Here is a 21,985-nt window from a genome sequence, read left to right on the forward strand (position 1 = left end):
GTTCTAAATAGGGGTTCAAGAAAGCCGGTGAACAAACCCTTTCGGATCGGCGCATTGGGCGGCGGCACTTCGGCGGACGAGGAAAAACGATGATATTTCCAGGTATTGGACACGATGCGCGCGCGTCGCGGACACCATCGGCGACGGGAATCGCCGGGCGGCCGGCGACGATGGGCGACCTGCCCGAATGGAACCTGGCGGACCTGTATCCCGGGTTGGATGCCCCCGACCTGCGGCGCGACCTCGCCCGCGCGCATTCCGACGCCGTGGCCTTCGAGGACGCGTGGAAGGGACGGATCGGCGATGCCGCGAAGGCGCCCGGCGACGGGCGCCTGGGCGCCATGATGCACGGCTACGAGGCGCTGGAGGAACTCATCGGCCGCATCGTCTCCTATGCCAGCCTCGTCTATGCCGGCGATACCAGCGACCCGAAGCGCGCCAAGCTCTATGGCGACATCCAGGAGAAGATGACCGATGCCAGCGCGCATCTGCTGTTCTTCGCGCTGGAGTTGAACAAGGTCGAGGAAGCCGACATCGAGGCGGCGCTTGCCGCCGACGAGGCTTTCGCGCGCTATCGCCCCTGGATAGAGGACCTGCGAAAGGACCGGCCGTTTCAGCTCGAGGATCGTGTCGAGCAGCTGTTCCACGAGAAATCGGTGACCGGACGCGGCGCCTGGAACCGGCTCTTCGACGAAACCATGTCGTCGCTGCGTTTCTCCGTCGATGGCGAGGACCTGTCGCTGGAACCGACGCTGAACCTGCTGCAGGATCCGCTGTCGCGAAAGCGCCAGGCGGCGGCGGAGGCGCTTGCAGCGACTTTCAAGGACAATCTGCGCCTCTTCACGCTGATCACCAACACGCTGGCCAAGGACAAGGAGATATCGGACCGCTGGCGCGGCTTCGAGGACATCGCCGATTCGCGCCATCTGGCGAACCGCGTGGAGCGCGAGGTGGTCGATGCGCTCGCGGCGGCGGTGCGCGATGCCTACCCGCGGCTTTCGCACCGCTACTACGCCATGAAGGCGAAGTGGCTCGGCATGGAGCAGATGAACCATTGGGATCGGAACGCGCCGCTGCCCGAGACGCCGCAGTCGGTGATCGGTTGGGAAGAGGCGAAGAACACGGTGTTGTCCGCCTACCACGGCTTTTCGCCGGAGATGGCCGAGATCGCCCGCGCCTTCTTCGACCGCAACTGGATCGATGCGCCGGTGCGCCCCGGCAAGGCGCCCGGCGCCTTCGCGCACCCGACGGTTCCGTCGGTGCACCCCTACGTTCTGCTGAACTACATGGGCAAGCCGCGCGACGTGATGACCCTCGCCCACGAACTCGGCCATGGCGTCCATCAGGTGCTCGCCGGCCGGCAGGGCGCGCTGATGGCGTCGACGCCGCTGACGCTCGCCGAGACGGCGTCGGTCTTCGGCGAGATGCTGACCTTCCGCTCCCTGCTCGACAAGACCCGGGACCGGCACGAGCGAAAGGCCATGCTGGCGCAGAAGGTGGAGGACATGATCAACACGGTCGTGCGCCAGATCGCCTTCTACGAGTTCGAGCGCAAGGTCCACGCCCAGCGCCGGCAGGGCGAACTGACGGCCGACCAGCTGGGCGAGTTCTGGCTGGAGGTGCAGGCCGAGAGCCTGGGGCCCGCGATCCGGCTGCGCGAGGGCTACGAGGTGTTCTGGGCCTATATCCCCCACTTCATCCATTCGCCCTTCTACGTCTACGCCTATGCCTTCGGCGACTGCCTGGTGAACTCCCTCTACGCGGTCTACCAGAACGCGGAGCAGGGCTTCCAGGACAAGTATTTCGACATGCTGAAGGCGGGCGGGACGAAGCACCATTCCGAATTGCTGGCGCCTTTCGGACTCGACGCATCCGACCCCGGCTTCTGGGCCCGCGGCCTGTCGGTGATCGAGGGGCTGATCGACGAGCTGGAAGCGATGGAGGGGTGATGCTGGCGCGGGGGAGGCACGCGGTGTAATCTGCCGCGAAAGGAGACGGGAATGACCATTCCGCTCAAGAAACACCAGGCAGACTGGATCGCCGAGCAGGTGCGCGTCGGCCGCTACGCGTCCGAGATCGAGGCGATCGAGGATGCGTTGGCGGACAAGATCGCTAAGGACAAGGCTGCCTGGGAAGCCGATGGCGAAGTTCTCCGTGAGCGGATGCGGGTGTCCATGGGCCAGATCGAGCGCGGTGAAGTCGAGGAAGCCGACGACGCGTTCTTCGAGCGGTTGCGTGAGCGAGTCCGAATGGTTGCAAGCGGTAACCGATGAGCGCAAAGGTCGTCTTCTCGACGAATGCCATTGCCGATCTCCATGCCATCATCGACTTCATTTCGATCGACAACGAACGGCGTGGCAGTTCCTTCGTCGAGGACCTCAGCGCCCGGATTGTCCGCAAGCTGTCCGTGTTCCCTGAATCAGGTGTCAGGATCGGAAACCTGCGCTACGTCGTCTTCGGAAGCTATGTTGCGCTCTACTCCTACGACGCTGACAGTAAAGTCGTCACCGTGGCCATGGTGACCGAAGGACACAGGAACTGGCGAGCACAGTTCGAAGATCGGCAGTGACAAACCTCCCCACCCACACGCCCTACGACGGCTCCTCGACGCCCTTCACCATCGGCCTCAGGCAGCTCGACCTCGCCACATGGATCGATGTCGACCGGCACTACGAGTCCTATCTCGAGCAGAAGCGCGCGCTGGTCGCGCGCGACCGCGGCGCCGTGTTCCGTGCAGAGCCGGAGACGGAGGCAGCGCAGGCGGAGGTGTTCGGCCTCGTGCGCGACCACCTGATCGGCGGCTTTCCCTCGGTCTTCCCCGGGACGCGGCAGTGGGAGGCGGCGCTGGCCGCGCTCGACAGCGTCGGTGCTGAAGACCACCCGCCGCTGCTCGCCGCCTCGCTGCTGGTGCAGGAGGATCTGGTGCTGATGCGCCGCGGCGCCGACGGCTGGCGGCTCGCCGCCGCGTCGCTGTGCTTTCCCTCGTCCTGGCTGCTGTCGGAGAAGTTCGGGCGCTCGATGGACGACATCCACGCACCGGTACCGGGCTTCGGCCCGGGCACCCGACCGGCAGGGCTGATCGCCCGCATGTTCGACAATCTGCGCGTCGACCGGCCGGTGGAACGGCTGAACTGGTCGCTGCAGTCCGATGACGAGTTGCACAAGCCGATGACGTCGCGGCAGCGCGACGAGCGTGCGGCGGCGCGTCCGGCGCGCTTCGGAGATGCGCCGGCTGAAAGAGCCTTCGTCCGGGTCGAGCGCCAGACGCTGCGCAAGCTTCCTCACTCGGGCGACGTCCTGTTCACGATCCGCATCTTCGTCGACCCCCTGGCGGCACTTGCCGGCCATCCGCAGCGGGCGGAACTCGCCCGCTCCTTCGCTGCCCAGTTGCGGGCGATGGATGACGACCAGCTGGACTACAAGGGGTTCGCCGCCGACCGCGACGGTCTGATCCATGCGCTGGAGGCCCTGGCGCGGGACGAAGTGCAGCCGATCGATCCGTGAAGGCCGGCACGACGACCCGGGCGGGCGCTGGGACGGAGCCCGTCGCCCGCAGCCGTCGCCGTGCAGAGCGGTGACGTCAGATCCCGGAACCGAACAGTTCCTCGCCCTCTTCCCAGGGCGTCGGCCGCGCTGCGGAGCCGGCCTTCGGCAGCGGCATCCAGCATTTCAGCTCCGGCTCCGCATAGCCGATGATCTGGCCGGGGTGCGAATCCGCCGACCGCCAGCCTTCCGCCCCGAACTGATCGCCCCGCGCCCAGTGCGCGACGTCGACGTCGGCAGCCCCCTGTTCGGAGGCCCGCACCGTCACGAGGATCCGCGTGCCGTCGCGCGGCGCGAACTTCATGTGCCGCCAGCCTTCCGTCTCGTCCATGACCGTTCTCCCTTTGCGGCTGAACCTAGGATGGAAGACGACGCCGGGCAATGCGCCGAGCGTCTGCCGCGTCGCGGCCACGAGGTCGGCCGTCGGCCTGTCGCCGTCGAGCCGCAGAACCGGCGCCCTCTGGACCGCCAGCCAGGCCTCGTGCCGGGCGCGATTGCGGCCATTGAAGGCAGGGTTCTCGTAGCCCGCGGCCCAGTCCATGAACGACCGGTGGATGCCATGCATGTCGCCGTCCGGGAGGATGCGGTCGCCGAAGCGCTGCCGCTCGCGGGTCGCGAGCCGGGCCATCCGGACGGCATGCGGCGTGGACAGGAAGACGATCAGGTCGATGCGGTCGATCAGCGGGTCTCCCCAGCCGTCGAACGATCCGGTCAGGACCCATCCCGCCTCACCGAGCGCCTCGCGGATCAGCGGCACCCGCGCGACCGCGGGGCGCCGGGTCGTGTAGGGCGGATCTGTCGGCATCCAGTAATGGTCGTCGCAGTCGACATGGGTGATGCCGAGCGTCCGGGCCAGCGCCCGGCCAAGCGTGGTGACGCCGGACCCGGCGGCTCCCGTGACGTAGACACGAACACCCGGAATGCCCATCGCACGACCTCCGTGCCGGCGGCCGCGTGGCGCGGCCGCCAGGTCTCCGGGATGAACCTACTCCGGCAGGACGCGCACCGCACCCTTGTCGGCACTCGCCGCAAACGCGGCATAGGCCTTCAGGGCCGTCGTGACGTTACGCTTGCGCGGCTCGACGGGCTTCCAGCCCGCCAGATCCTGCTCGGCGCGACGCGCGGCGAGTTCGTCGTCCGGAACGAGGAGGTTGATGGTCCGGTTCGGAATGTCGATGTCGATCAGGTCGCCGCTCCGCACCAGCCCGATCGTGCCGCCGCTCGCCGCCTCCGGCGAGACATGTCCGATGGAAAGACCGGACGTGCCACCCGAGAAGCGCCCGTCGGTGAGCAGCGCGCAGGCCTTGCCCAGCCCCTTCGACTTCAGATAGCTCGTGGGATAGAGCATTTCCTGCATGCCGGGTCCGCCCTTCGGCCCCTCGTAGCGGATCACCACCACGTCCCCCGCCTTGACCTCGTTGCCGAGGATGCCCTTCACCGCCGCGTCCTGGCTCTCGTAGACCACGGCCGGGCCGGTGAACCTCAGGATGGATTCGTCGACTCCGGCGGTCTTCACGACGCAGCCGTCGGACGCCACGTTCCCCTTGAGCACGGCGAGCCCGCCATCCTTGGAGAAAGGATGTTCGGCCGAGCGGATGACGCCCTTCTCGCCGTCCATGTCGAGCTCGTCCCAGCGGCTCGACTGGCTGAACGCCACCTGGGTCGGAACGCCACCGGGTGCGGCCTTGAAGAAGTCATGCACCATCTTCGAATCGGTCCGGGTGATGTCCCAGCGATCGATGGCATCGCCGATGGTCTCGGCATGGACGGTGGGCGTATCGCGGTGGATGAGGCCGGCGCGGTCGAGTTCGCCGAGGATGCGCATGATGCCGCCGGCGCGATGGACGTCCTCCATGTGCACGTCGCTCTTGGCCGGGGCGACCTTCGAAAGGCAGGGCACCCGGCGCGACAGCCGGTCGATGTCGTCCATGTCGAAGTCGATCCCGCCCTCGTACGCTGCTGCCAGGATGTGCAGGATCGTGTTGGTCGATCCGCCCATGGCGATGTCGAGCGACATCGCGTTCTCGAACGCCTTGCGGTTGGCGACGTTGCGCGGCAGCACGCTCGCGTCCTCCTGCTCGTAGTAGCGACGCGCGAGATCGACGACGAGATGGCCCGCCTCGACGAAGAGGCGGCGCCGGTCGGCGTGCGTGGCGAGCGTCGAGCCGTTGCCGGGCAGCGACAGGCCGAGCGCTTCCGTCAGGCAGTTCATCGAATTGGCGGTGAACATGCCAGAGCAGGACCCGCAGGTCGGACAGGCAGAGCGTTCGATCACCTGCACGTCGGCATCCGACACCTTGTCGTCGGCAGCGGCAACCATCGCGTCGATCAGGTCGATCGAGACGGTTCTGCCCTCGAGCACGACTTTGCCGGCCTCCATCGGCCCGCCGGAGACGAAGACCGAGGGAATGTTGAGGCGCATGGCCGCGTTGAGCATGCCCGGCGTGATCTTGTCGCAGTTGGAGATGCAGACCATGGCGTCGGCGCAGTGCGCGTTGACCATGTACTCGACGGCATCCGTGATCACCTCGCGCGACGGCAGCGAATAGAGCATGCCGTCATGCCCCATCGCGATGCCGTCATCGACCGCGATCGTGTTGAATTCCTTGGCGATGCCGCCGGCAGCCTCGATCTCGCGCGCGACCAGCTGGCCGAGATCCTTCAGATGCACGTGGCCCGGCACGAACTGCGTGAAGGAGTTGACGACGGCGATGATCGGCTTGCCGAAATCGCTGTCCTTCACGCCGGTCGCGCGCCACAGGCCGCGCGCGCCGGCCATGTTGCGGCCGTGGGTGGTGGTTCTGGAGCGATAGGGTGGCATGATGGGCGCTTCCGTCCGGTGCTCTTGCTGATGCCCGCAATGTAGCGTCGGGACTCGCATATGTGAAGGGCGTACCGTACCGTTCGGTACGGTTTTCCCAGGCGGTGGCGCCGGCACGTGCGCGGCGCAGGCCCGGGTCTCGTTTGCTTCCCGGCAGGCCCGGCTCTTTATTATGACGTCAAACTGTGGTTTAGCCGCCGTTTGCGATCTGGAAGGACCGCGCGGACGCACGAAGGAGCACTTGCGAATGGCGAAACAGACCTGGCCGCACCATGGCGAGATCAGCGGCCCGATCGTGATGATCGGCTTCGGATCGATCAGCCGCGGAACGCTTCCACTGATCGAGCGCCATTTCACCTTCGACAAGTCGCGCATGGTCGTGATCGATCCCTCCGATGCCGACAAGGCGCTGCTCGACGAGCGGGGCATCGCCTTCGTCAAGGAGCACGTGACGAAGAAGAACTACAAGGACCTGCTGACGCCGCTGCTGACCGCAGGCGAGGGTCAGGGCTTCTGCGTCAATCTGTCGGTCGACACCTCGTCCCTCGACCTGATGAAGCTCTGCCGCAAGCTCGGCGTGCTGTACATCGACACAGTGGTCGAACCCTGGCTCGGCTTCTATTTCGACAAGGACGCCGACAACGCCTCGCGCACCAACTACGCGCTGCGCGAGACCGTGCGCGCCGAAAAGGCGAAGCACCCCGGCGGCACCACGGCGGTGTCCTGCTGCGGTGCCAACCCCGGCATGGTGTCGTGGTTCGTGAAGCAGGCGCTGGTCAACCTCGCCGCCGACATGGACGTGAAGATCACCGAGCCGTCGGCGGACGACCGCGAAGGCTGGGCGAAACTGATGAGGAAGCTCGGCGTCAAGGGCATCCACATCGCCGAGCGCGACACCCAGCGCACGAAGAGCCCCAAGCCGATGGACGTGTTCTGGAACACCTGGTCCGTCGAAGGCTTCATTTCCGAGGGCCTGCAGCCGGCAGAACTGGGCTGGGGTACCCACGAGCAATGGACGCCGAAAAACGCCAGGAAGCACAAGAAGGGCTCGAAGGCCGGGATCTTCCTCGAACAGCCCGGTGCCAACACCCGCGTGCGCACCTGGTGCCCGACGCCGGGGCCGCAGTACGGCTTTCTCGTGACCCACAACGAGGCCATTTCGATCGCCGACTATTTCACGGTCCGCGACAAGGAGGGCGAGGCAGTCTACCGGCCCACGTGCCACTATGCCTACCATCCCTGCAACGACGCGGTTCTGTCGCTGCACGAGATGTTCGGCGCCGCCGGCAAGGCCCAGCCGGTCCAGCACGTGCTCGACGAGACCGAACTGGTCGACGGCAAGGACGAACTCGGCGTGCTGCTCTACGGCCACGGGAAGAACGCCTATTGGTACGGCTCGCAGCTCACGCTCGAAGAGGCGCGCCGGCTCGCCCCGTACCAGAACGCGACAGGCCTCCAGGTGTCGTCCTCGGTTCTGGCCGGCATGGTCTGGGCGCTGGAGAACCCGCAGGCCGGCATCGTCGAGACCGACGAGATGGACTACCGGCGTTGTCTCGAGGTGCAGCGGCCCTATCTGGGTCCCGTCAACGGCTACTACACGGACTGGACCCCGCTCGACGGACGCCCGGGTCTCTTCGAGGAGGATCTGGACACGACGGATCCCTGGCAGTTCCGGAACATCCTCGTCCGCTGAACATTGGGCGACGCGTCGCCGCCTTGCTTTTGTTGCGGGGGCGCGGCATGAAATGCCGATCCTTGAGAGGAGGTCTCCATGAAGGCTCTACGTATGGTCGCGGCGGCGACCGCAGTGGCCGCGCTGGCCGGCTGCACGTTCGACGGACCGCGCGGCGGCGGAACGGGTCCGATCGTGCGGGCACAGAGCGGCGTCGAGGGCGACTGGATGGGCACGGACGGCGTGGCCGTCTCGCGCTTCACCGGCGGTCGGTTCGAGACCTTCGCAACCGACACGGGAAACAAGCTGGCTGAAGGCAACTACGTCCAGCGCGACGCGCGCACGATCGACATCAACCTGACCTCCCTGATCCGTCAGACCACGTCGAGCGTCGCCTGCAGCCTGGTCAACCCGCGTCAGCTCAACTGCACGAGCTCCACCGGCAACCAGTTCGTCCTCGTGCGGCGCGGGACGGCCTGAGGAACGACCACGCCGGGCCTCGGAGCAGAACGGCATGATCGCGGCCATCGTCGCGATCGTCGTGCTGCTGGCGATCACGCTGCCGCAGCTTCTGGTCCGGATGACGATCAGCCGGCACGCCACCGACCGCCCCGACCTTCCCGGCACCGGCGGCGAACTGGCGCGGCACCTGCTCGACCGCTTCGGGCTCGGCCACGTCAGGGTCGAGGCGACCGACAAGGGGGATCACTACGATCCGGAAGCGTCCGCCGTTCGGCTCCTGCCGCAGCATCATGGCGGCCGCTCGCTCTCGGCCGTGGCCATCGCCGCGCACGAGGTCGCACATGCAATCCAGCACGGCAACGGCGAACGGAAGCTGGCGCTGCGGCAGCGGCTGGCCAAGGTCGCCCTGTTCACCGACCGGATCGCCGGCGTCTTCTTCGTCGCCGCTCCCGTCCTCACCGTCGTCATCCGAAGCCCCGCCGCGCTGGCGGGCGCGATCGCGATCGGCGTCGCCCTCCTGTCGGTCCGCGTCGTGGTCAATCTCGTGACCCTGCCGGTGGAGACGGATGCGAGCTTCGTCAAGGCCCTGCCCATCCTGAAGGAGGGCGGCTATCTCTCCGAGGACGACCTTCCAGCCGCCCGGAGCGTCTTGCGCGCAGCCGCCTTCACCTACGTCGCCGGAGCACTGATCTCCCTGATCAATCTTGCGCGCTGGATCAGGCTCCTGCGATAAGGGGCGGCCGAGGGAGGGAGCCGCGATGAAAGCCTATTTCGACGAACTGGAGACGCGCGCCCCCGAACGGCGCGAGGCCGATCTTTTCGCCCGGCTGCCGGGCTTCCTCGCGGGCGCGGTCAGGAAGGCGCCCGGTCTCGCTCGCCACCTCGATGGCATCGATCCGGCCGGCATCGTTTCCCGCGCCGCGCTTTCGACCCTGCCCGTGCTGCGCAAGGCGGAACTGATGGAGTTCCAGGCCGCCAATCCTCCGTTCGGCGGGTTTGCCGACGAGGCCGCCATGCGTGGCCGCCGCGTCTTTCTCTCGCCCGGCCCGATCTGGGAACCGGAGGCACCCGAAGAGGAGGCCGCCCATTCCGCACGCGCCTTCTTCGCCGCCGGGATCCGGCCGCGCGACACCGTCCACAACGCGTTCTCCTATCACCTGACGCCGGGCGGCTTCATGCTCGACGCCGGCGCGCGTGCGCTGGGCTGCACCGTCTTTCCCGCCGGGATCGGCAACACCGACATGCAGGTCGACGCGGCCGCGGCCCTGAAGCCCACCGTCTATTGCGGAACGCCTGACTTCCTGAAGGTGATGCTCGACCGCGCCGACCAGGCAGGGAAGGACCTCTCCGCCTTTTCCCGCGCGGTGGTGTCGGGCGGCGCACTGTTTCCCTCCCTGCGGGCCGAGTATGCGTCACGCGGTGTGAAGGTGATGCAGTGCTACGCCACGGCAGAGTTCGGCGTCATCGCCTACGAGTCGTGCGATCCGGACGGAAATCCGCATCCAGGCATGCTGCTCAACGAGAACCTGATCGTCGAGATCGTGCGGCCCGGCACGGGCGATCCCGTCGCCGACGGCGAGGTGGGCGAGGTGGTCGTGACCGGGTTCAATCCGGTCTATCCGCTGGTCCGGCTCGGCACCGGCGATCTCTCCGCCATCATGCCCGGCACCTCGCCCTGCGGCCGCACGGGCATGCGCATCCGAGGCTGGATGGGACGCGCCGACCAGCGCACGAAGGTGAAGGGCATGTTCGTCGATCCGAAACAGGTCGCCGAGGTGGTTCGCCGCCACCCGGGCGTTGCGCGCGCGCGGCTCGTCGTGACCCGGGCGGGCGAAAGCGACGCCATGGCGCTGCGGGTCGAGCCGGCAAACGGCGCCGCCCTCGACGCCACCGCACTGGGCGCGTCGCTTCGCGACGTCACCAAGCTCGGCGGCGGCGTCGAGATCGTGCCGCCGGGCAGCCTTCCCAACGACGGCAAGGTGATCGCCGACGATCGCGACTACGGCGCCTGACCGGTGCCGACGAAGTGCCTTGCATCCGCGCGGAGGCGATGGGAACATGCTCGCCGACGATGCAACACCCCTGACATCCGGATCGGCTAGACACCGCCTACGAACTCGCTTCGCCCGTCCGGTTACGCGACAGTGCCGGACACCTACAGGAGACCGACCATGAAGAAGCTCATCACCCTCGCCGCGCTATCGGCCTCGACGCTCGCTCTGTCGACGGCAGCGTCCTTCGCCGACTACACGCTGAACATCCTGCACATCAACGACCTGCATTCACGCATCGAGGCGATCAACAAGTACGACTCAACCTGTTCGGAGAAGGAAGCGGCGGAAGCCCAGTGCCTGGGCGGCATCGCGCGCGTGAAGACCAAGCTCGACGAGCGCCGCAACGCGCTCAAGGCGGCCAACGAGAACGTCATCGTGCTCGACGCCGGCGACCAGTTTCAGGGCTCGCTCTTCTACACGACCTACAAGGGCAAGGACACGGTCGAGTTCATGAACGCCATCGGCTTCGATGCCATGGCGGTGGGCAATCACGAGTTCGACGACGGACCGGCGCTGCTCGCCGCCTTCATCGACGAGGCGAAGTTCCCCGTCGTCTCCGGCAACACGAAGGTCGCCGAGGCGGAGGCCGCACTGGCAGGGAAGATCAAGGAGAATGTGATCCTCGACGTCGGCGGGCAGAAGATCGGCATCGTGTCCGTTCTGGCCACCGACACCGACGTGACCTCCTCGCCCGGCGCCAACGTCACCTTCGAGGACGAGATCGAGTACCTGAAGGGCGCGGTCACCCGCTTGGAGGCCGAGGGCGTCAACAAGATCGTTCTCCTGTCGCATGTCGGCTTCCCCAAGGACCAGGACATCGCCGCTGCCGTCGACGGGATCGACGTCATCGTCGGCGGCCACAGCCACACGCTCCTGTCGAACACCGTCGAAGGCGCGCCGAAATACCCGACGATGGTCAAGAACCCGGGCGGCCAGGACGTGCCGATCGTGCAGGCCTACGCCTATTCGAAATATGTCGGCGAGCTCAAGGTCGTGTTCGACGATGCCGGCGTCGTCAAGTCCGCTACCGGCGATACGGTTCTGCTCGACGCTTCGGTGACACCCGACGCGACGCTGGAGGCCCGCGTCAAGGAACTCGGCGCACCGATCGCCGAGCTCAAGCAGCGGCCGGTGTCCGAGGCGACCGCGACCATCGACGGCAACCGCGACGTCTGTCGCACCCAGGAATGCTCGATGGGCAACCTCGTGGCCGATGCGATGCTGGAGCGCACCAGGGGCCAGGGCGTGACCATCGCCATCCAGAACGGCGGCGGACTGCGCGCCTCGATCGACGCCGGCCAGATCACCATGGGCGAGGTCCTGACGGTCCTGCCCTTCCAGAATTCCATCGCCACCTTCCAGCTTTCCGGCAAGGATCTGAAGGCTTCGATCGAGCAGGGCCTGTCCGAGATCGAGGAGATCAAGGGCAAGTTCCCGCAGGTCGCCGGCCTCAAATACTCCTTCGACATGTCGGTCGCTCCCAATGAGGGTCGTCTGAAGTCGATCGAGACCATGGAGAACGGCGCCTGGGTGCCGCTCGAAGACGACAAGATCTACTCCATCGTCACCAACAACTTCGTGCGCGGCGGCGGCGACGGCTACAAGCTCTTCGCCACCAATGCCCAGAACGCCTATGACTTCGGTCCGAGCCTCGAAGACGCGGTCGCCGAGTATCTGGCGGCCAACAATCCTTACACCCCGAAGGTCGAGGGCCGTATCACCGTGATCGCGGCCGCCGCGCCGGCGGAGGAACAGAAGGCCGAAGCGGCCCCGGCTGCAGAAGCCGCGCCCGCGGCAGCGCCCGCCGAGCCGGCGGCCGAGACGAAGCTGCCGGAACTGCCGGCCATGTCGTCGACCCTGACGGCGACGGCTCCGACCGTGCCGGTCGACGAGACGGCACAGAAGGCCGAAGCCGAAGCGAAGGCCGCCGCCGAGGCCGCGGAGAAGGCAGCAGCCGAAGCCGCCGCCAAGGCGGAGGAGGAAGCCAAGGCCGCCGCCATGAAGGCAGAGGAAGAGGCCAAGGCCGCCGCTGCCAAGGCGGAAGAGGAGGCCAAGGCCGCGGCCATGAAGGCAGAGGAAGAGGCCAAGGCCGCCGCCGCAAAGGCGGAAGAGGAGGCCAAGGCCGCAGCCATGAAGGCCGAGGAAGAAGCCAAGGCCGCCGCTGCCAAGGTGGAAGCCGAGAAGGCAGCCGCCGAAGCCGCCGCGAAGGCGGAAGAGGAGGCCAAGGCCGCGGCCATGAAGGCCGAGGAAGAGGCCAAGGCCGCCGCGGCCGCTGCCGCCGCTCCCAAGCCCTACGTGATCGCGCGCGGCGACAACTACTGGAGCCTGTCGCGCAAGTTCTATGGCCGCGGCGCGATGTGGAAGAAGCTGCAGGAGGCCAACCCGACCTACGATCCGATGGATCTCCCGATCGGCGCCTCGCTGGTGGTACCGCCGGCGAACTGACGTCGCTTCCGCGACGAATCGACCCGCCTCCGGTTCCGGGGGCGGGTTTTCCCGTTCCGAGCGGCGGGTTTGCCTCGGGTCCGGATTGAATCTCCGGCGTTTCACGCTATGTCCCTCGCTCCGAAGGGGAACTTCATGAACGTCACCACCCTACCCGTCATGCAGAACGTCCGGGCGATCGGACCGCTCCCGGTGGATCATCCGCCGGTGGCCCTGCCCAAGGTTGGTGTGCTTCTCGTCAATCTCGGTACCCCCGACGCGACGGACAAGACATCGATGCGCCGCTATCTGGCGGAGTTCCTGTCCGACCGCCGGGTGATCGAATGGCCGCGGGCCTTCTGGTACCCGATCCTCTACGGCATCGTGCTCAACACCCGCCCGAAGAAGTCTGGCGCGCTCTACGACAAGATCTGGAACCAGGAGAAGAACGAGTCGCCGCTGCGAACCTACACGAGGTCGCAGTCCGAAAAGCTCGCCGAGGCCCTCGCGGGGCATGATCACGTGATGGTCGACTGGGCGATGCGCTACGGCAATCCGTCGATCGCCAGCGTTCTGGACCGCATGACCAAGGCCGGGTGCGACCGGATCGTGATGTTCCCGCTCTATCCGCAGTATTCCGCGACCACCACGGCGACCGTGAACGACAAGTTCTTCGAGGCACTGGTGCAGATGCGCTGGATGCCGGCCGTGCGCACCATACCCGCCTATCACGACGAGCCGGTCTACATCGACGCGCTCGCCCGATCGATCGAGAAGCACCTCGCGACCCTCGATTTCGAGCCTGAAGTGGTGATCGCCTCCTATCACGGCATCCCGCAGAGCTATTTCAAGCGCGGCGATCCCTACCATTGCCATTGCATGAAGACGACGCGTCTGCTGCGCGAGCGCCTCGGCTGGGAGAAGGACAGGCTGATCACCTGCTTCCAGTCGCGCTTCGGTCCCGAGGAATGGCTGCAGCCCTACACCGACAAGACCGTGGAGAAGCTAGCGACGGATGGCGTCAAGTCGATCGCCGTCTTCAATCCCGGCTTCGTTTCCGACTGCCTCGAGACGCTGGAGGAGATCGCCGGCGAAGTCGGCGAAATCTTCCATGAACATGGCGGAACGAATTTCACCCACATTCCCTGCCTGAACGACTCCGAAGAGGGCATGGCGGTCATCGAAGCTCTGGTCCGGCGCGAACTGGGCGGCTGGGCCTGATCGACGGAACCGTCGGGGCGCCCGCCCGTTTGAGCGGCGCCTCGCACGGAGTTCTCCCCTCATGACACGCAAGCTCGACCTGCATACCGGACGCCCGGTGTGGAGAGCCTACCGCGCGCCCGCGCCAGATGCCACGCGGCTCACGCGCGACGCCAAAGCCGACGTCGCGATCGTGGGGATGGGCATCAGTGCCGCCATGATCGCCGACGCGCTGTCGAACGCCGGGCTGTCGGTCATCCTGATCGACAGGCGCGGCCCGATGCTTGGGTCGACGGCCGCAACCACCGCCCTCGTCCAGCACGAGATCGACCAGCCGCTGACCGCGCTCTCCCGCCGGATCGGCAAGGACCGCGCCGAGCGGGCATGGCGCCGCTCGCGGCTCGCCGTCGGCAACCTCGCCGCGCGTATCGCCGAACTCGGCATCGACTGCCGGCTCGCCGAACGGCCCTCGCTCTATCTTGCCGGCAACCTTCTGGCACCGGAGGCGCTGCGGGCGGAAGGTGAGGCACGCCATGCGGCGGGCCTCTATGGCGCCTACCTGACCGCAGGCCAGCTGAAGGAGCGCTTCGGCATCGACCGCAAGGCGGCCCTCCTGTCCTACGGCAATCTCGCACTCGATCCGCGCCGCCTGGCCGCGGGGTTCCTGGCGTCTGCCGCGAGCCGGGGCGCGCGGCTCCATGCGCCCGTCGAGGCGACGAGCTACGAGAGCCACCGTGGCGGCGTTTCCATCGGCACGAAGGAAGGCCCCACCCTCTCGGCCACCGCCGCCGTCCTCGCCACCGGATACGAACTCGCCGGCATCGTGCCGCGTGACGGACACGAGATCATTTCCACCTATGCCCTCGCGACGAGGCCGCAGCCGCGCGCGATCTGGCCCGAGGCGGCGTTCATGTGGGAAGCGTCCGATCCCTATCTCTATCTCCGCGCCACCCATGACGGCCGCATCGTCTGCGGCGGCGAGGACGAGCCCTTCTCCGACCAGATGGCGAGGGACGTGCTGATCGCCGAGAAGACCCAGCGGATCAGCGAAAAGCTGAAGCAGCTGCTGCCCGGCGTCGACCCCACCCCGGACTACGCCTGGGCGGGTGCCTTCGGCACGACGCCGACCGGATTGCCGCTCATCGGGCCGGTGCCGGGCCGTCCGGGCTTCCATGCGGTGCTGGGCTACGGCGGCAACGGCATCACCTTCTCCCGCATCGCCTCCGAACTGATTACGGCAACCCTGACCGGGCGGAAGGACCGCGACGCCGACCTCTTCGCCTTCGACCGCGGCTGACGGCCGACCGCACACGGCCGCGCCGCTGCGCAATGGTTTCTTTGCCTCGCGGCGCCGGCTGCGATACTCCGTAGCCAACGGGTGGGACGGGAGAGGGCGTGTGTTCGAAAAGGTGGTCGGCATCGCGGCAGTCATCGTCGCGATCTATTTCGGGATAGCCCTGGCGCTGGTGGCCTCGTCGGAGCCGCCTGCGGCACCGGAGCGGCAGACGACGGAGAGCGGCGGCCTCGATTTCGCGGCGGCATTGGCGCAGGACCTGTCCGATCTGCCGCAAGCCTCCAGCTTCGAAGCCCGCGAGGGGGCGGCCCTTCCCTACCGGCGCTATCCCGGCGCACCGGGTCGCTACATCGTGCTGGTCCACGGTTCGAGCTGGCATGGCATGCAGTTCCACGCCATGGCGAAGCACCTTGCGGCGGCCGGGCTCGGGACGGTGATCGTGCCGGACATGCGCGGCCATGGCGAAGCGCCGGACCGACGCGGCGACATCGATCATGTCGGCCAGCTGGAAGAAGACATTGCCGACCTGATCGTGGCGCTGCGCGACGAGGCCGGCAGCCGGACGCAGATCGTGCTCGGCGGCCACTCGTCGGGCGGCGGCTTCGTCATACGCTTCGCGGGCGGGACCTATGGCGACATGGTCGACGCGTTTATCCTCATGGCGCCGTTCCTGAAACATGATGCGCCGACGACGCGGCCGGACTCAGGCGGCTGGGCACAGCCTGCCACCCGCCGCATCATCGGTCTCACCCTGTTGAATGCCGTCGGCGTCACGGCGCTGAACCACCTGCCGGTGATCTCCTTCGCCGTGCCGAAGACCGTGCTCGACGGGCCGCTCGGACATACGGCGACGACCACCTACAGCTATGCGCTGAACACCTCCTACGCGCCGCGTTCCGACTACGCAGCCGACCTGAAGGCCATGACGCTTCCCTTCCTGGTGGTCGCGGGAGCGGAGGACGAGGCCTTCTTCGCCGATCGCTACGAGCCGACGATCGCCCCGCATGCGCCGGGCGGAACCTACGTGATCCTCCCCGGCATCGGCCACCTTGGCCTCGTGACCGACGACGCGGCGTTCGCGGCGGTGGAGGACTTCCTGAAGCGGCTCGCCGGCGACTGAGGTCGCGCGGCGATCTTCACGAATTGTTTCCGCCATGATTCCCTCCTACATGATCCTCGGGATCCAAGGCGGTCCGAATCGCTGAGTGGCCTGCGTGCAGGCGAAAAAGGGGGAAAGTCGATGCCGTTCTCGGGTTTTGACATCGTCGTCGTCATCCTGGTCATTCTCGTGCTGCTTGTGCTCTACGCGGGCATCAAGACCGTGCCGCAAGGCTCCAACTGGACCGTCGAGCGCTTCGGCCGCTACACGCGCACGCTCGTGCCGGGCCTCAACATCATCGTCCCCTTCATCGACCGCATCGGCGCCAAGCTGAACATGATGGAGCAGGTGCTGGACGTCCCGACCCAGGAGGTCATCACCCGCGACAACGCCATCGTGGCGGTCGACGGCGTGGCCTTCTACCAGGTGCTCGTGGCCGCTCAGGCCGCCTACCAGGTCGCGGACCTGCAGAACGCGCTGCTCAACCTGACCATGACCAACATCCGTTCGGTGATGGGCTCCATGGATCTCGACGAGCTTCTGTCGAACCGCGAAGCGATCAACGAACGCCTGCTCAGGATCGTCGACGAGGCGGGCAAGCCGTGGGGCATCAAGGTCACGCGCGTCGAGATCAAGGACATCAACCCGCCGGCCAACCTGGTGGAATCCATGGCCCGCCAGATGATGGCCGAGCGCAACAAGCGCGCCCAGATCCTGGATGCCGAAGGCCTCAAGCAGGCGCAGGTGCTGGAGGCCGAGGGCCGCAAGGAAGCAGCCTTCCGCGACGCGGAGGCCCGCGAACGCTCCGCCGAGGCCGAGGCGCGCGCGACCCAGGTCGTTTCCGAGGCGATCGCCAAGGGCGACGTCCAGGCGATCAACTATTTCGTGGCCCTGAAGTATACCGAGGCACTGGCCAAGATCGGATCGTCGGGCAACAGCAAGGTCGTGATGCTGCCCGTCGAGGCATCGGCGCTGGTCGGATCGCTCGGAGGCATCGGCGCCATCGCCAAGGAAGTCTTCGGCGGCCAGTCGCCGACCCAGAACACGCGCGGCGCCAACCGCCCGCCGGTCGTGCGGCCGACGGACGAGTCCTGATCCTGGCGCGGCGGGAGACGACGACATGATCGAGCGCATCGTGGGCGAACTCGGCCCGTGGAACTGGATGGTCCTGGGCTTCGTGCTTCTCGCGCTCGAAATCGTCGTGCCGGGCGTGTTCCTGGTCTGGATCGGCATCGCTGCGATCGCGATCGGCGCGCTGTCCTTCTTCGTCTGGGACGCCGCCTTCTGGATCTGGCAGGTGCAGGTTCTCGCTTTCCTCGCCGCGTCGCTCGCTGCCGCCTGGTTCGGCTACCGCTTCTACCGCCGCAGCGATACGTCGATCGACGAGCCGCTCCTCAACCAGCGAGCCCGCCAGCTCGTCGGCCGCACCGGCACGCTGGAGCATCCGATCCGCAACGGTCGCGGCCGTCTCAAGCTCGGGGACACCTGGTGGAGCATCGTCGGCCCGGACGTCGCGCCGGGTACGCAGGTGAGGGTCTGCGACGTCAGGGACGGAGATCTCGTCGTCGAGAGGGTGTGATCCGCCGTCGGCTCAGGCCGCGCCGAGCTTCAGCAGGTCGTGGAAATGCACGACGCCGAGCGGATAGCCGTTTTCCTCGACCACCAGCGCGCTGATATTGTGCTCGTTGAGCAGCGCCATCGCCTCGGCCGCCAGCAGGCGCGGTCCGATCGTCTTGGGCGTGCGCGTCATCAGATCGTCGATGCGCGTGTCGGCGAGGTTGAGATGCAGGCTCCGGGCCAGATCGCCGTCGGTGAAGATGCCGGCCAGCCGGCCGTCCTCCCGCGTCACGCACACGCAGCCGAACCGCTTGCGCGCGAGTTCGCGGATCGCGTCCGGCATCAGCGTCCCGAGCGGCACGGCAGGCAGCTCGTCGCCCGCATGCATGATCTCGCGCACCTGAGTCAGGTTGGCACCGAGCTGGCCGCCCGGGTGAAAGGTGCGGAAGTGGTCGGGCGTGAAGCCGCGCGCCTCGAGCAGCGCGATCGCCAACGCGTCGCCGACGGCGAGCTGCAGCAGCGTCGACGTCGTAGGAGCCAGGCCGTGCGGACAGGCTTCGGGCGCCCTGGGCAGGCACAGCACGACGTCGGCGGCCGCCGCGAGCGTCGAAGCTTCGCCCGAGGTCATCGCAATCAGCGGGATCTTGAACCGGCGAGAATAGGCGACGATGCCCTTCAGCTCGGCGCTCTCCCCGGACCACGACATCGCGACGATCGCGTCGTCGGCCGCAATCATGCCGAGGTCGCCGTGATTGGCTTCCGCCGGATGGACGAAGAAGGCGGGCGTACCGGTCGAGGCAAGCGTCGCGGCGAGCTTCGAGCCGATGTGGCCACTCTTGCCGACGCCGGTGACGATCACCCGGCCCGATATCTGCGACAGGATTTCGATTGCCGCGGCGAAAGGCTGCGAGAGACCGTCGTCCAGCGCCGCCGCCAGCAGCGCGAGACCGGCCTGTTCCGTCGCGACGGTCCGCATCGCGGACGCGATAGCCTCGCGGGCATCGGCTCTGGTCTTCGGTCTCTGTCCATGCATGCCTGCCGTCTAGAACAATGTTCCGGCACTGTCCAACGCTGTTTGCCGCCCGTCCAAGGGCATGCTCAACGCTCCGTTAACCAAGCCCGTTTACGCTTCGCTAAAGTCTGCGCGGCGCGCGCGGTCGTGGGAAAACATGATGTCGATCAGTGGGGCGGTCAGGACAGCACGCATCGGCGGCGGCCGCATCCTGCTGGCGACGGTCGGTCTCGCCGCGCTCTGCGCCCATGCCGTCGCTCAGGACGCAGCAAGGCGGGGCGAGGTTCCCCAGGCCGATCTCCGCCGACAGACCGACGGGAGCGCGGCACTCCTCTCCCCCGCCCTGTCGCTCCCGCCCTACCGCCCGGCGAGCGCGGGCGCCGTTCCCGACGAACCGGCCGACGGTGACAGCCTCTTCCCCTTCGAGGTGGATGCCGATCAGACGACGGCTCCGGCGATGCCGCAGCGGGCCGCCACGACACGCCGGGGGCGCTCGGACGCCCGGGCCGCACGAACAGAGGCGCCTGACGCAGCCGTGCCTGCCGAACCGGCTATCGTGCCCGCCCAGGGCAGGACACAGAGGATCGACGCGCTGGACGAGGAACTGAACCGGCGGGTCGAACCCGGCAATGCCCGGCTGGACGCGATCGAGACCGGCACGGTCGCACGGGAACAGAACCCCTATGCTCCCCTCGGCCTCAGACTCGGAACCTTCGACGCGACGGTGACGCTCGATCAGGGCATCCTCTGGTCGTCCAACATCGACAAGAAGAACGCGGGAGGCGAAGCCTTCGTCTCGCAGTCGGAACTGCGCCTGCGCGCCGTCTCGGACTGGTCGAGCCATTCGGCGCAGGTCGAGGCCGTCGGCATCTTCCAGAAGTCGGTTTCCGGCGGGGACTACGAGAGGACCGAACTGGGCATCGACGGCTCGCTCGCCTACGACCTCGGCCGCGAGACGACGGTGACGGCAACCGCCTCCTACCGTATGGCGCCGGAAGCCGCATCGTCGCCGATCGTTCTTCCCGCGACCGACAGCAAGCCGCTGAACCACGAGATGTCTGCGAGCCTCGGCGTGGAGCGCAGTTTCGGCCGGGCCAGGCTCGGTCTGACCGGCGCGGTCGAGCGCGAGATCTATTCCGATTTCGAAGGCCTGTGCTGCGGCACCGTCTCGCAGGAGGATCGCAACTTCACGCTTTCGACGATCGCCCTGCGGGGCGGCTACGAGGTGTCGCCAGCCTTCACGCCCTTCATCGAGGCCGAGATCGGTCGCCGCAGCTACGATCTCCAGCAGGATACGTCCGGCTATCGCCGTTCCGCCGATCGCTTCGCGCTGACGGGCGGGACCGAGATCGACCTCGGCGAGAAGGTCCAGGGCGAAGTGTCGGTCGGCTGGCTGCGCGAAAGCTTCGACGACGACCGGCTGGTGCCGGTTTCGGCGCTCCTGCTCGACGGGACATTGTCGTGGTCACCGATGCGCGGCACCACCGTCCGGGTGACCGGCGGAACCTCCGTCGAAGGCTCCACGACAGCCGCCGACAGCGGGTCGGTGCTCTACACCTCCCGCGTCGAACTCCTCCGCGAATCGCGGCCGAACCTCACTCTCGGCCTTCTGGGCGGCATTTCCTTCCGCGACTACGTCAACTCGTCCGACACCGAGACCACGCTCTCGGCCGAGGTGAACGCGACCTGGTGGATGAACCGTTTCGCCGGGGTCAACGGACGGATCCGCCACGAGCGGCTCGACAGCACCCGACCGAACCGCGACTATGACGAGAGCAGCATCTATCTCGGGCTCAAACTCCAGCGCTGAGCCAGCGCCGGAGGCGAGATCCTCGGCACGGTCCGTTCTCAGCTGCCGGTCTTGCGCAGCCCCGGCGCATAGTCGTCGAGCAGGCCCGCAATCATCCCGCTCATGCGCGGGGAAAGGTCCCTGCGCCAGAGCGCGAAGGCCACGTTGGCCTCCACGAAGCCTTCGGGCGAGCCGCAGTCGAAGGTGCGGCCCTGATAGTGGAAGCCGTGGAAGGGCTGACGGGACTGCAGCTTGAGCATCGCGTCGGTCAGCTGGATCTCGTTGCCTGCGCCGCGCTCCTGTTCCGACAGGATGTCGAAAATCTCCGGCTGGAGGATATAGCGGCCGTTGAGGTAGAGGTTGGACTGCGCGGTACCGCGCGCCGGCTTCTCCACCATCGAAGTCACCTCGAAGCCGCTGGCCACGTCGCGGCCACGTCCGACGATACCGTATTTGTGCGCCTCGTCGGGGTCGCATTCCTGCACCGCCACGACGTTGCCTCCGGCCTGATCGTGCAGTTCGACCATGGACCGCATGCAACCCTTCTCCGACTGCATGATCATGTCCGGCAGCAGCACGGCGAAGGGCTCGTCGCCGACGAGCTGGCGCGCGCACCACACCGCGTGGCCGAGCCCGAGCGGCACCTGCTGGCGGGTGAAGGACGTCTGGCCCGGCTCCGGCTGCATGCGCTGCAGCATGGCCAGCTGTTCGTCCTTACCACGCTGCGCCAGCGTATCGTAGAGTTCGAACTGCAGGTCGAAATGGTCTTCGATGACGGCCTTGTTGCGCCCGGTGACGAAGATGAAGTGCTCGATGCCGGCATCCCGCGCCTCGTCGACGACGTACTGGATCACCGGCTTGTCGACGACCGTCAGCATCTCCTTGGGGATCGCTTTCGTCGCCGGAAGGAAGCGGGTGCCCAGACCCGCCACAGGAAACACCGCCTTGCGCACTTTTTTCATTCGACCGACCATTGGATCTGGTGTTGTTCGCTGGAAGACATCTTGGTGCCGAAATCGCGGCCCATCGTCGCGAGCGGGAGGCTCACGCCTCGGATA

General features: G+C 67.1%; 19 protein-coding genes and 1 pseudogene. 15 read left to right on the forward strand and 5 right to left on the reverse strand.

The features are described 5' to 3' along the window. Nucleotides 1-170 precede the first annotated feature (170 nt). Genes IAI54_RS16190 through IAI54_RS16205 form a run of 4 tightly spaced genes read left to right on the forward strand, consistent with a single transcriptional unit; the run spans nt 171 to nt 3,504 of the window. On the forward strand, nt 171-1,949 hold the full coding sequence (locus IAI54_RS16190) for a M3 family oligoendopeptidase (RefSeq protein WP_235679072.1): 1,779 nt from the start codon (nt 171-173) through the stop codon (nt 1,947-1,949). A gap of 51 nt (nt 1,950-2,000) precedes the next feature. Beyond that, the gene (locus IAI54_RS16195; protein ID WP_187968182.1) at nt 2,001-2,273 is read left to right on the forward strand and encodes a ribbon-helix-helix domain-containing protein; all 273 of its coding nucleotides are present in this window, start codon (nt 2,001-2,003) and stop codon (nt 2,271-2,273) included. Then, complete coding sequence (locus IAI54_RS16200) at nt 2,270-2,569, forward strand: type II toxin-antitoxin system RelE/ParE family toxin (RefSeq protein ID WP_187968183.1); 300 nt, start codon at nt 2,270-2,272, stop codon at nt 2,567-2,569. The genes IAI54_RS16195 and IAI54_RS16200 overlap by 4 nt, the downstream gene beginning before the upstream one ends. Further along, complete coding sequence (locus IAI54_RS16205; RefSeq protein ID WP_187968184.1) at nt 2,566-3,504, forward strand: heme-dependent oxidative N-demethylase family protein; 939 nt, start codon at nt 2,566-2,568, stop codon at nt 3,502-3,504. The genes IAI54_RS16200 and IAI54_RS16205 overlap by 4 nt, the downstream gene beginning before the upstream one ends. A 76-nt stretch (nt 3,505-3,580) precedes the next feature. Here IAI54_RS16205 and IAI54_RS28830 read toward each other — a convergent pair whose 3' ends face one another. From IAI54_RS28830 to ilvD, 3 genes and pseudogenes are all read right to left on the reverse strand, one after another. Next, entirely contained in the window at nt 3,581-3,874 is a 294-nt protein-coding gene (locus IAI54_RS28830; protein WP_210321285.1) for a hypothetical protein, read from the reverse strand. Nucleotides 3,875-4,000: 126 nt separating this feature from the next. Then, nucleotides 4,001-4,471: pseudogene (locus IAI54_RS28835) on the reverse strand (P-loop NTPase family protein); the annotation flags it as partial. 57 nt (nt 4,472-4,528) lie between these two features. After that, nucleotides 4,529-6,364: a dihydroxy-acid dehydratase gene (gene ilvD, locus IAI54_RS16215; protein ID WP_187968186.1), complete on the reverse strand. Its 1,836-nt coding sequence runs from the start codon at nt 6,362-6,364 to the stop codon at nt 4,529-4,531. A 247-nt stretch (nt 6,365-6,611) separates the two neighbouring features. On the opposite strand from ilvD, the gene IAI54_RS16220 reads away from it, so the two are divergent. From IAI54_RS16220 to IAI54_RS16265, 10 genes are all read left to right on the forward strand, one after another. Then, nucleotides 6,612-8,057 (forward strand): homospermidine synthase, encoded by a 1,446-nt coding sequence (locus IAI54_RS16220; RefSeq protein ID WP_187968187.1) that lies wholly within the window; start codon nt 6,612-6,614, stop codon nt 8,055-8,057. Between the two features lie 78 nt (nt 8,058-8,135). Beyond that, complete coding sequence (gene omp10 / locus IAI54_RS16225) at nt 8,136-8,516, forward strand: outer membrane lipoprotein Omp10 (RefSeq protein ID WP_187968188.1); 381 nt, start codon at nt 8,136-8,138, stop codon at nt 8,514-8,516. Nucleotides 8,517-8,550: 34 nt separating this feature from the next. Continuing rightward, on the forward strand, nt 8,551-9,231 hold the full coding sequence (locus IAI54_RS16230; protein ID WP_187968189.1) for a zinc metallopeptidase: 681 nt from the start codon (nt 8,551-8,553) through the stop codon (nt 9,229-9,231). A gap of 25 nt (nt 9,232-9,256) precedes the next feature. Beyond that, nucleotides 9,257-10,510 (forward strand): phenylacetate--CoA ligase family protein, encoded by a 1,254-nt coding sequence (locus IAI54_RS16235; protein WP_187968190.1) that lies wholly within the window; start codon nt 9,257-9,259, stop codon nt 10,508-10,510. A gap of 159 nt (nt 10,511-10,669) precedes the next feature. After that, nucleotides 10,670-12,997, forward strand: a complete 2,328-nt coding sequence (locus tag IAI54_RS16240; RefSeq protein WP_187968191.1) for a 5'-nucleotidase C-terminal domain-containing protein — start codon at nt 10,670-10,672, stop codon at nt 12,995-12,997. A gap of 135 nt (nt 12,998-13,132) precedes the next feature. After that, entirely contained in the window at nt 13,133-14,197 is a 1,065-nt protein-coding gene (hemH, locus tag IAI54_RS16245; RefSeq protein WP_187968192.1) for a ferrochelatase, read from the forward strand. A gap of 61 nt (nt 14,198-14,258) precedes the next feature. Further along, nucleotides 14,259-15,473, forward strand: coding sequence for an NAD(P)/FAD-dependent oxidoreductase (locus tag IAI54_RS16250; RefSeq protein WP_187968193.1), 1,215 nt, complete (start codon nt 14,259-14,261; stop codon nt 15,471-15,473). Between the two features lie 100 nt (nt 15,474-15,573). After that, nucleotides 15,574-16,590, forward strand: coding sequence for an alpha/beta hydrolase (locus IAI54_RS16255; RefSeq protein ID WP_210321138.1), 1,017 nt, complete (start codon nt 15,574-15,576; stop codon nt 16,588-16,590). 120 nt (nt 16,591-16,710) lie between these two features. Then, entirely contained in the window at nt 16,711-17,664 is a 954-nt protein-coding gene (locus IAI54_RS16260; RefSeq protein WP_187968194.1) for an SPFH domain-containing protein, read from the forward strand. 25 nt (nt 17,665-17,689) lie between these two features. Beyond that, a complete protein-coding gene (locus IAI54_RS16265; protein ID WP_187968195.1) occupies nt 17,690-18,148 on the forward strand; it encodes an NfeD family protein in 459 nt (152 codons plus the stop codon). 12 nt (nt 18,149-18,160) lie between these two features. Here the strand turns inward: IAI54_RS16265 and IAI54_RS16270 are convergent, their stop codons facing one another. Then, the gene (locus IAI54_RS16270) at nt 18,161-19,159 is read right to left on the reverse strand and encodes a KpsF/GutQ family sugar-phosphate isomerase (RefSeq protein ID WP_187968196.1); all 999 of its coding nucleotides are present in this window, start codon (nt 19,157-19,159) and stop codon (nt 18,161-18,163) included. A 136-nt stretch (nt 19,160-19,295) separates the two neighbouring features. Between IAI54_RS16270 and IAI54_RS16275 the strand changes: the two genes are divergently transcribed. Then, the gene (locus tag IAI54_RS16275; RefSeq protein WP_187968197.1) at nt 19,296-20,948 is read left to right on the forward strand and encodes an outer membrane beta-barrel protein; all 1,653 of its coding nucleotides are present in this window, start codon (nt 19,296-19,298) and stop codon (nt 20,946-20,948) included. A 38-nt stretch (nt 20,949-20,986) separates the two neighbouring features. On the opposite strand, the gene galU is transcribed toward IAI54_RS16275, so the two are convergent. Further along, the gene (galU, locus tag IAI54_RS16280) at nt 20,987-21,889 is read right to left on the reverse strand and encodes a UTP--glucose-1-phosphate uridylyltransferase GalU (RefSeq protein ID WP_187968198.1); all 903 of its coding nucleotides are present in this window, start codon (nt 21,887-21,889) and stop codon (nt 20,987-20,989) included. Nucleotides 21,890-21,985: the final 96 nt, after the last annotated feature.

This window comes from Aquibium microcysteis (genome assembly GCF_014495845.1).
Classification (GTDB): Bacteria; Pseudomonadota; Alphaproteobacteria; order Rhizobiales; family Rhizobiaceae; genus Aquibium; species Aquibium microcysteis.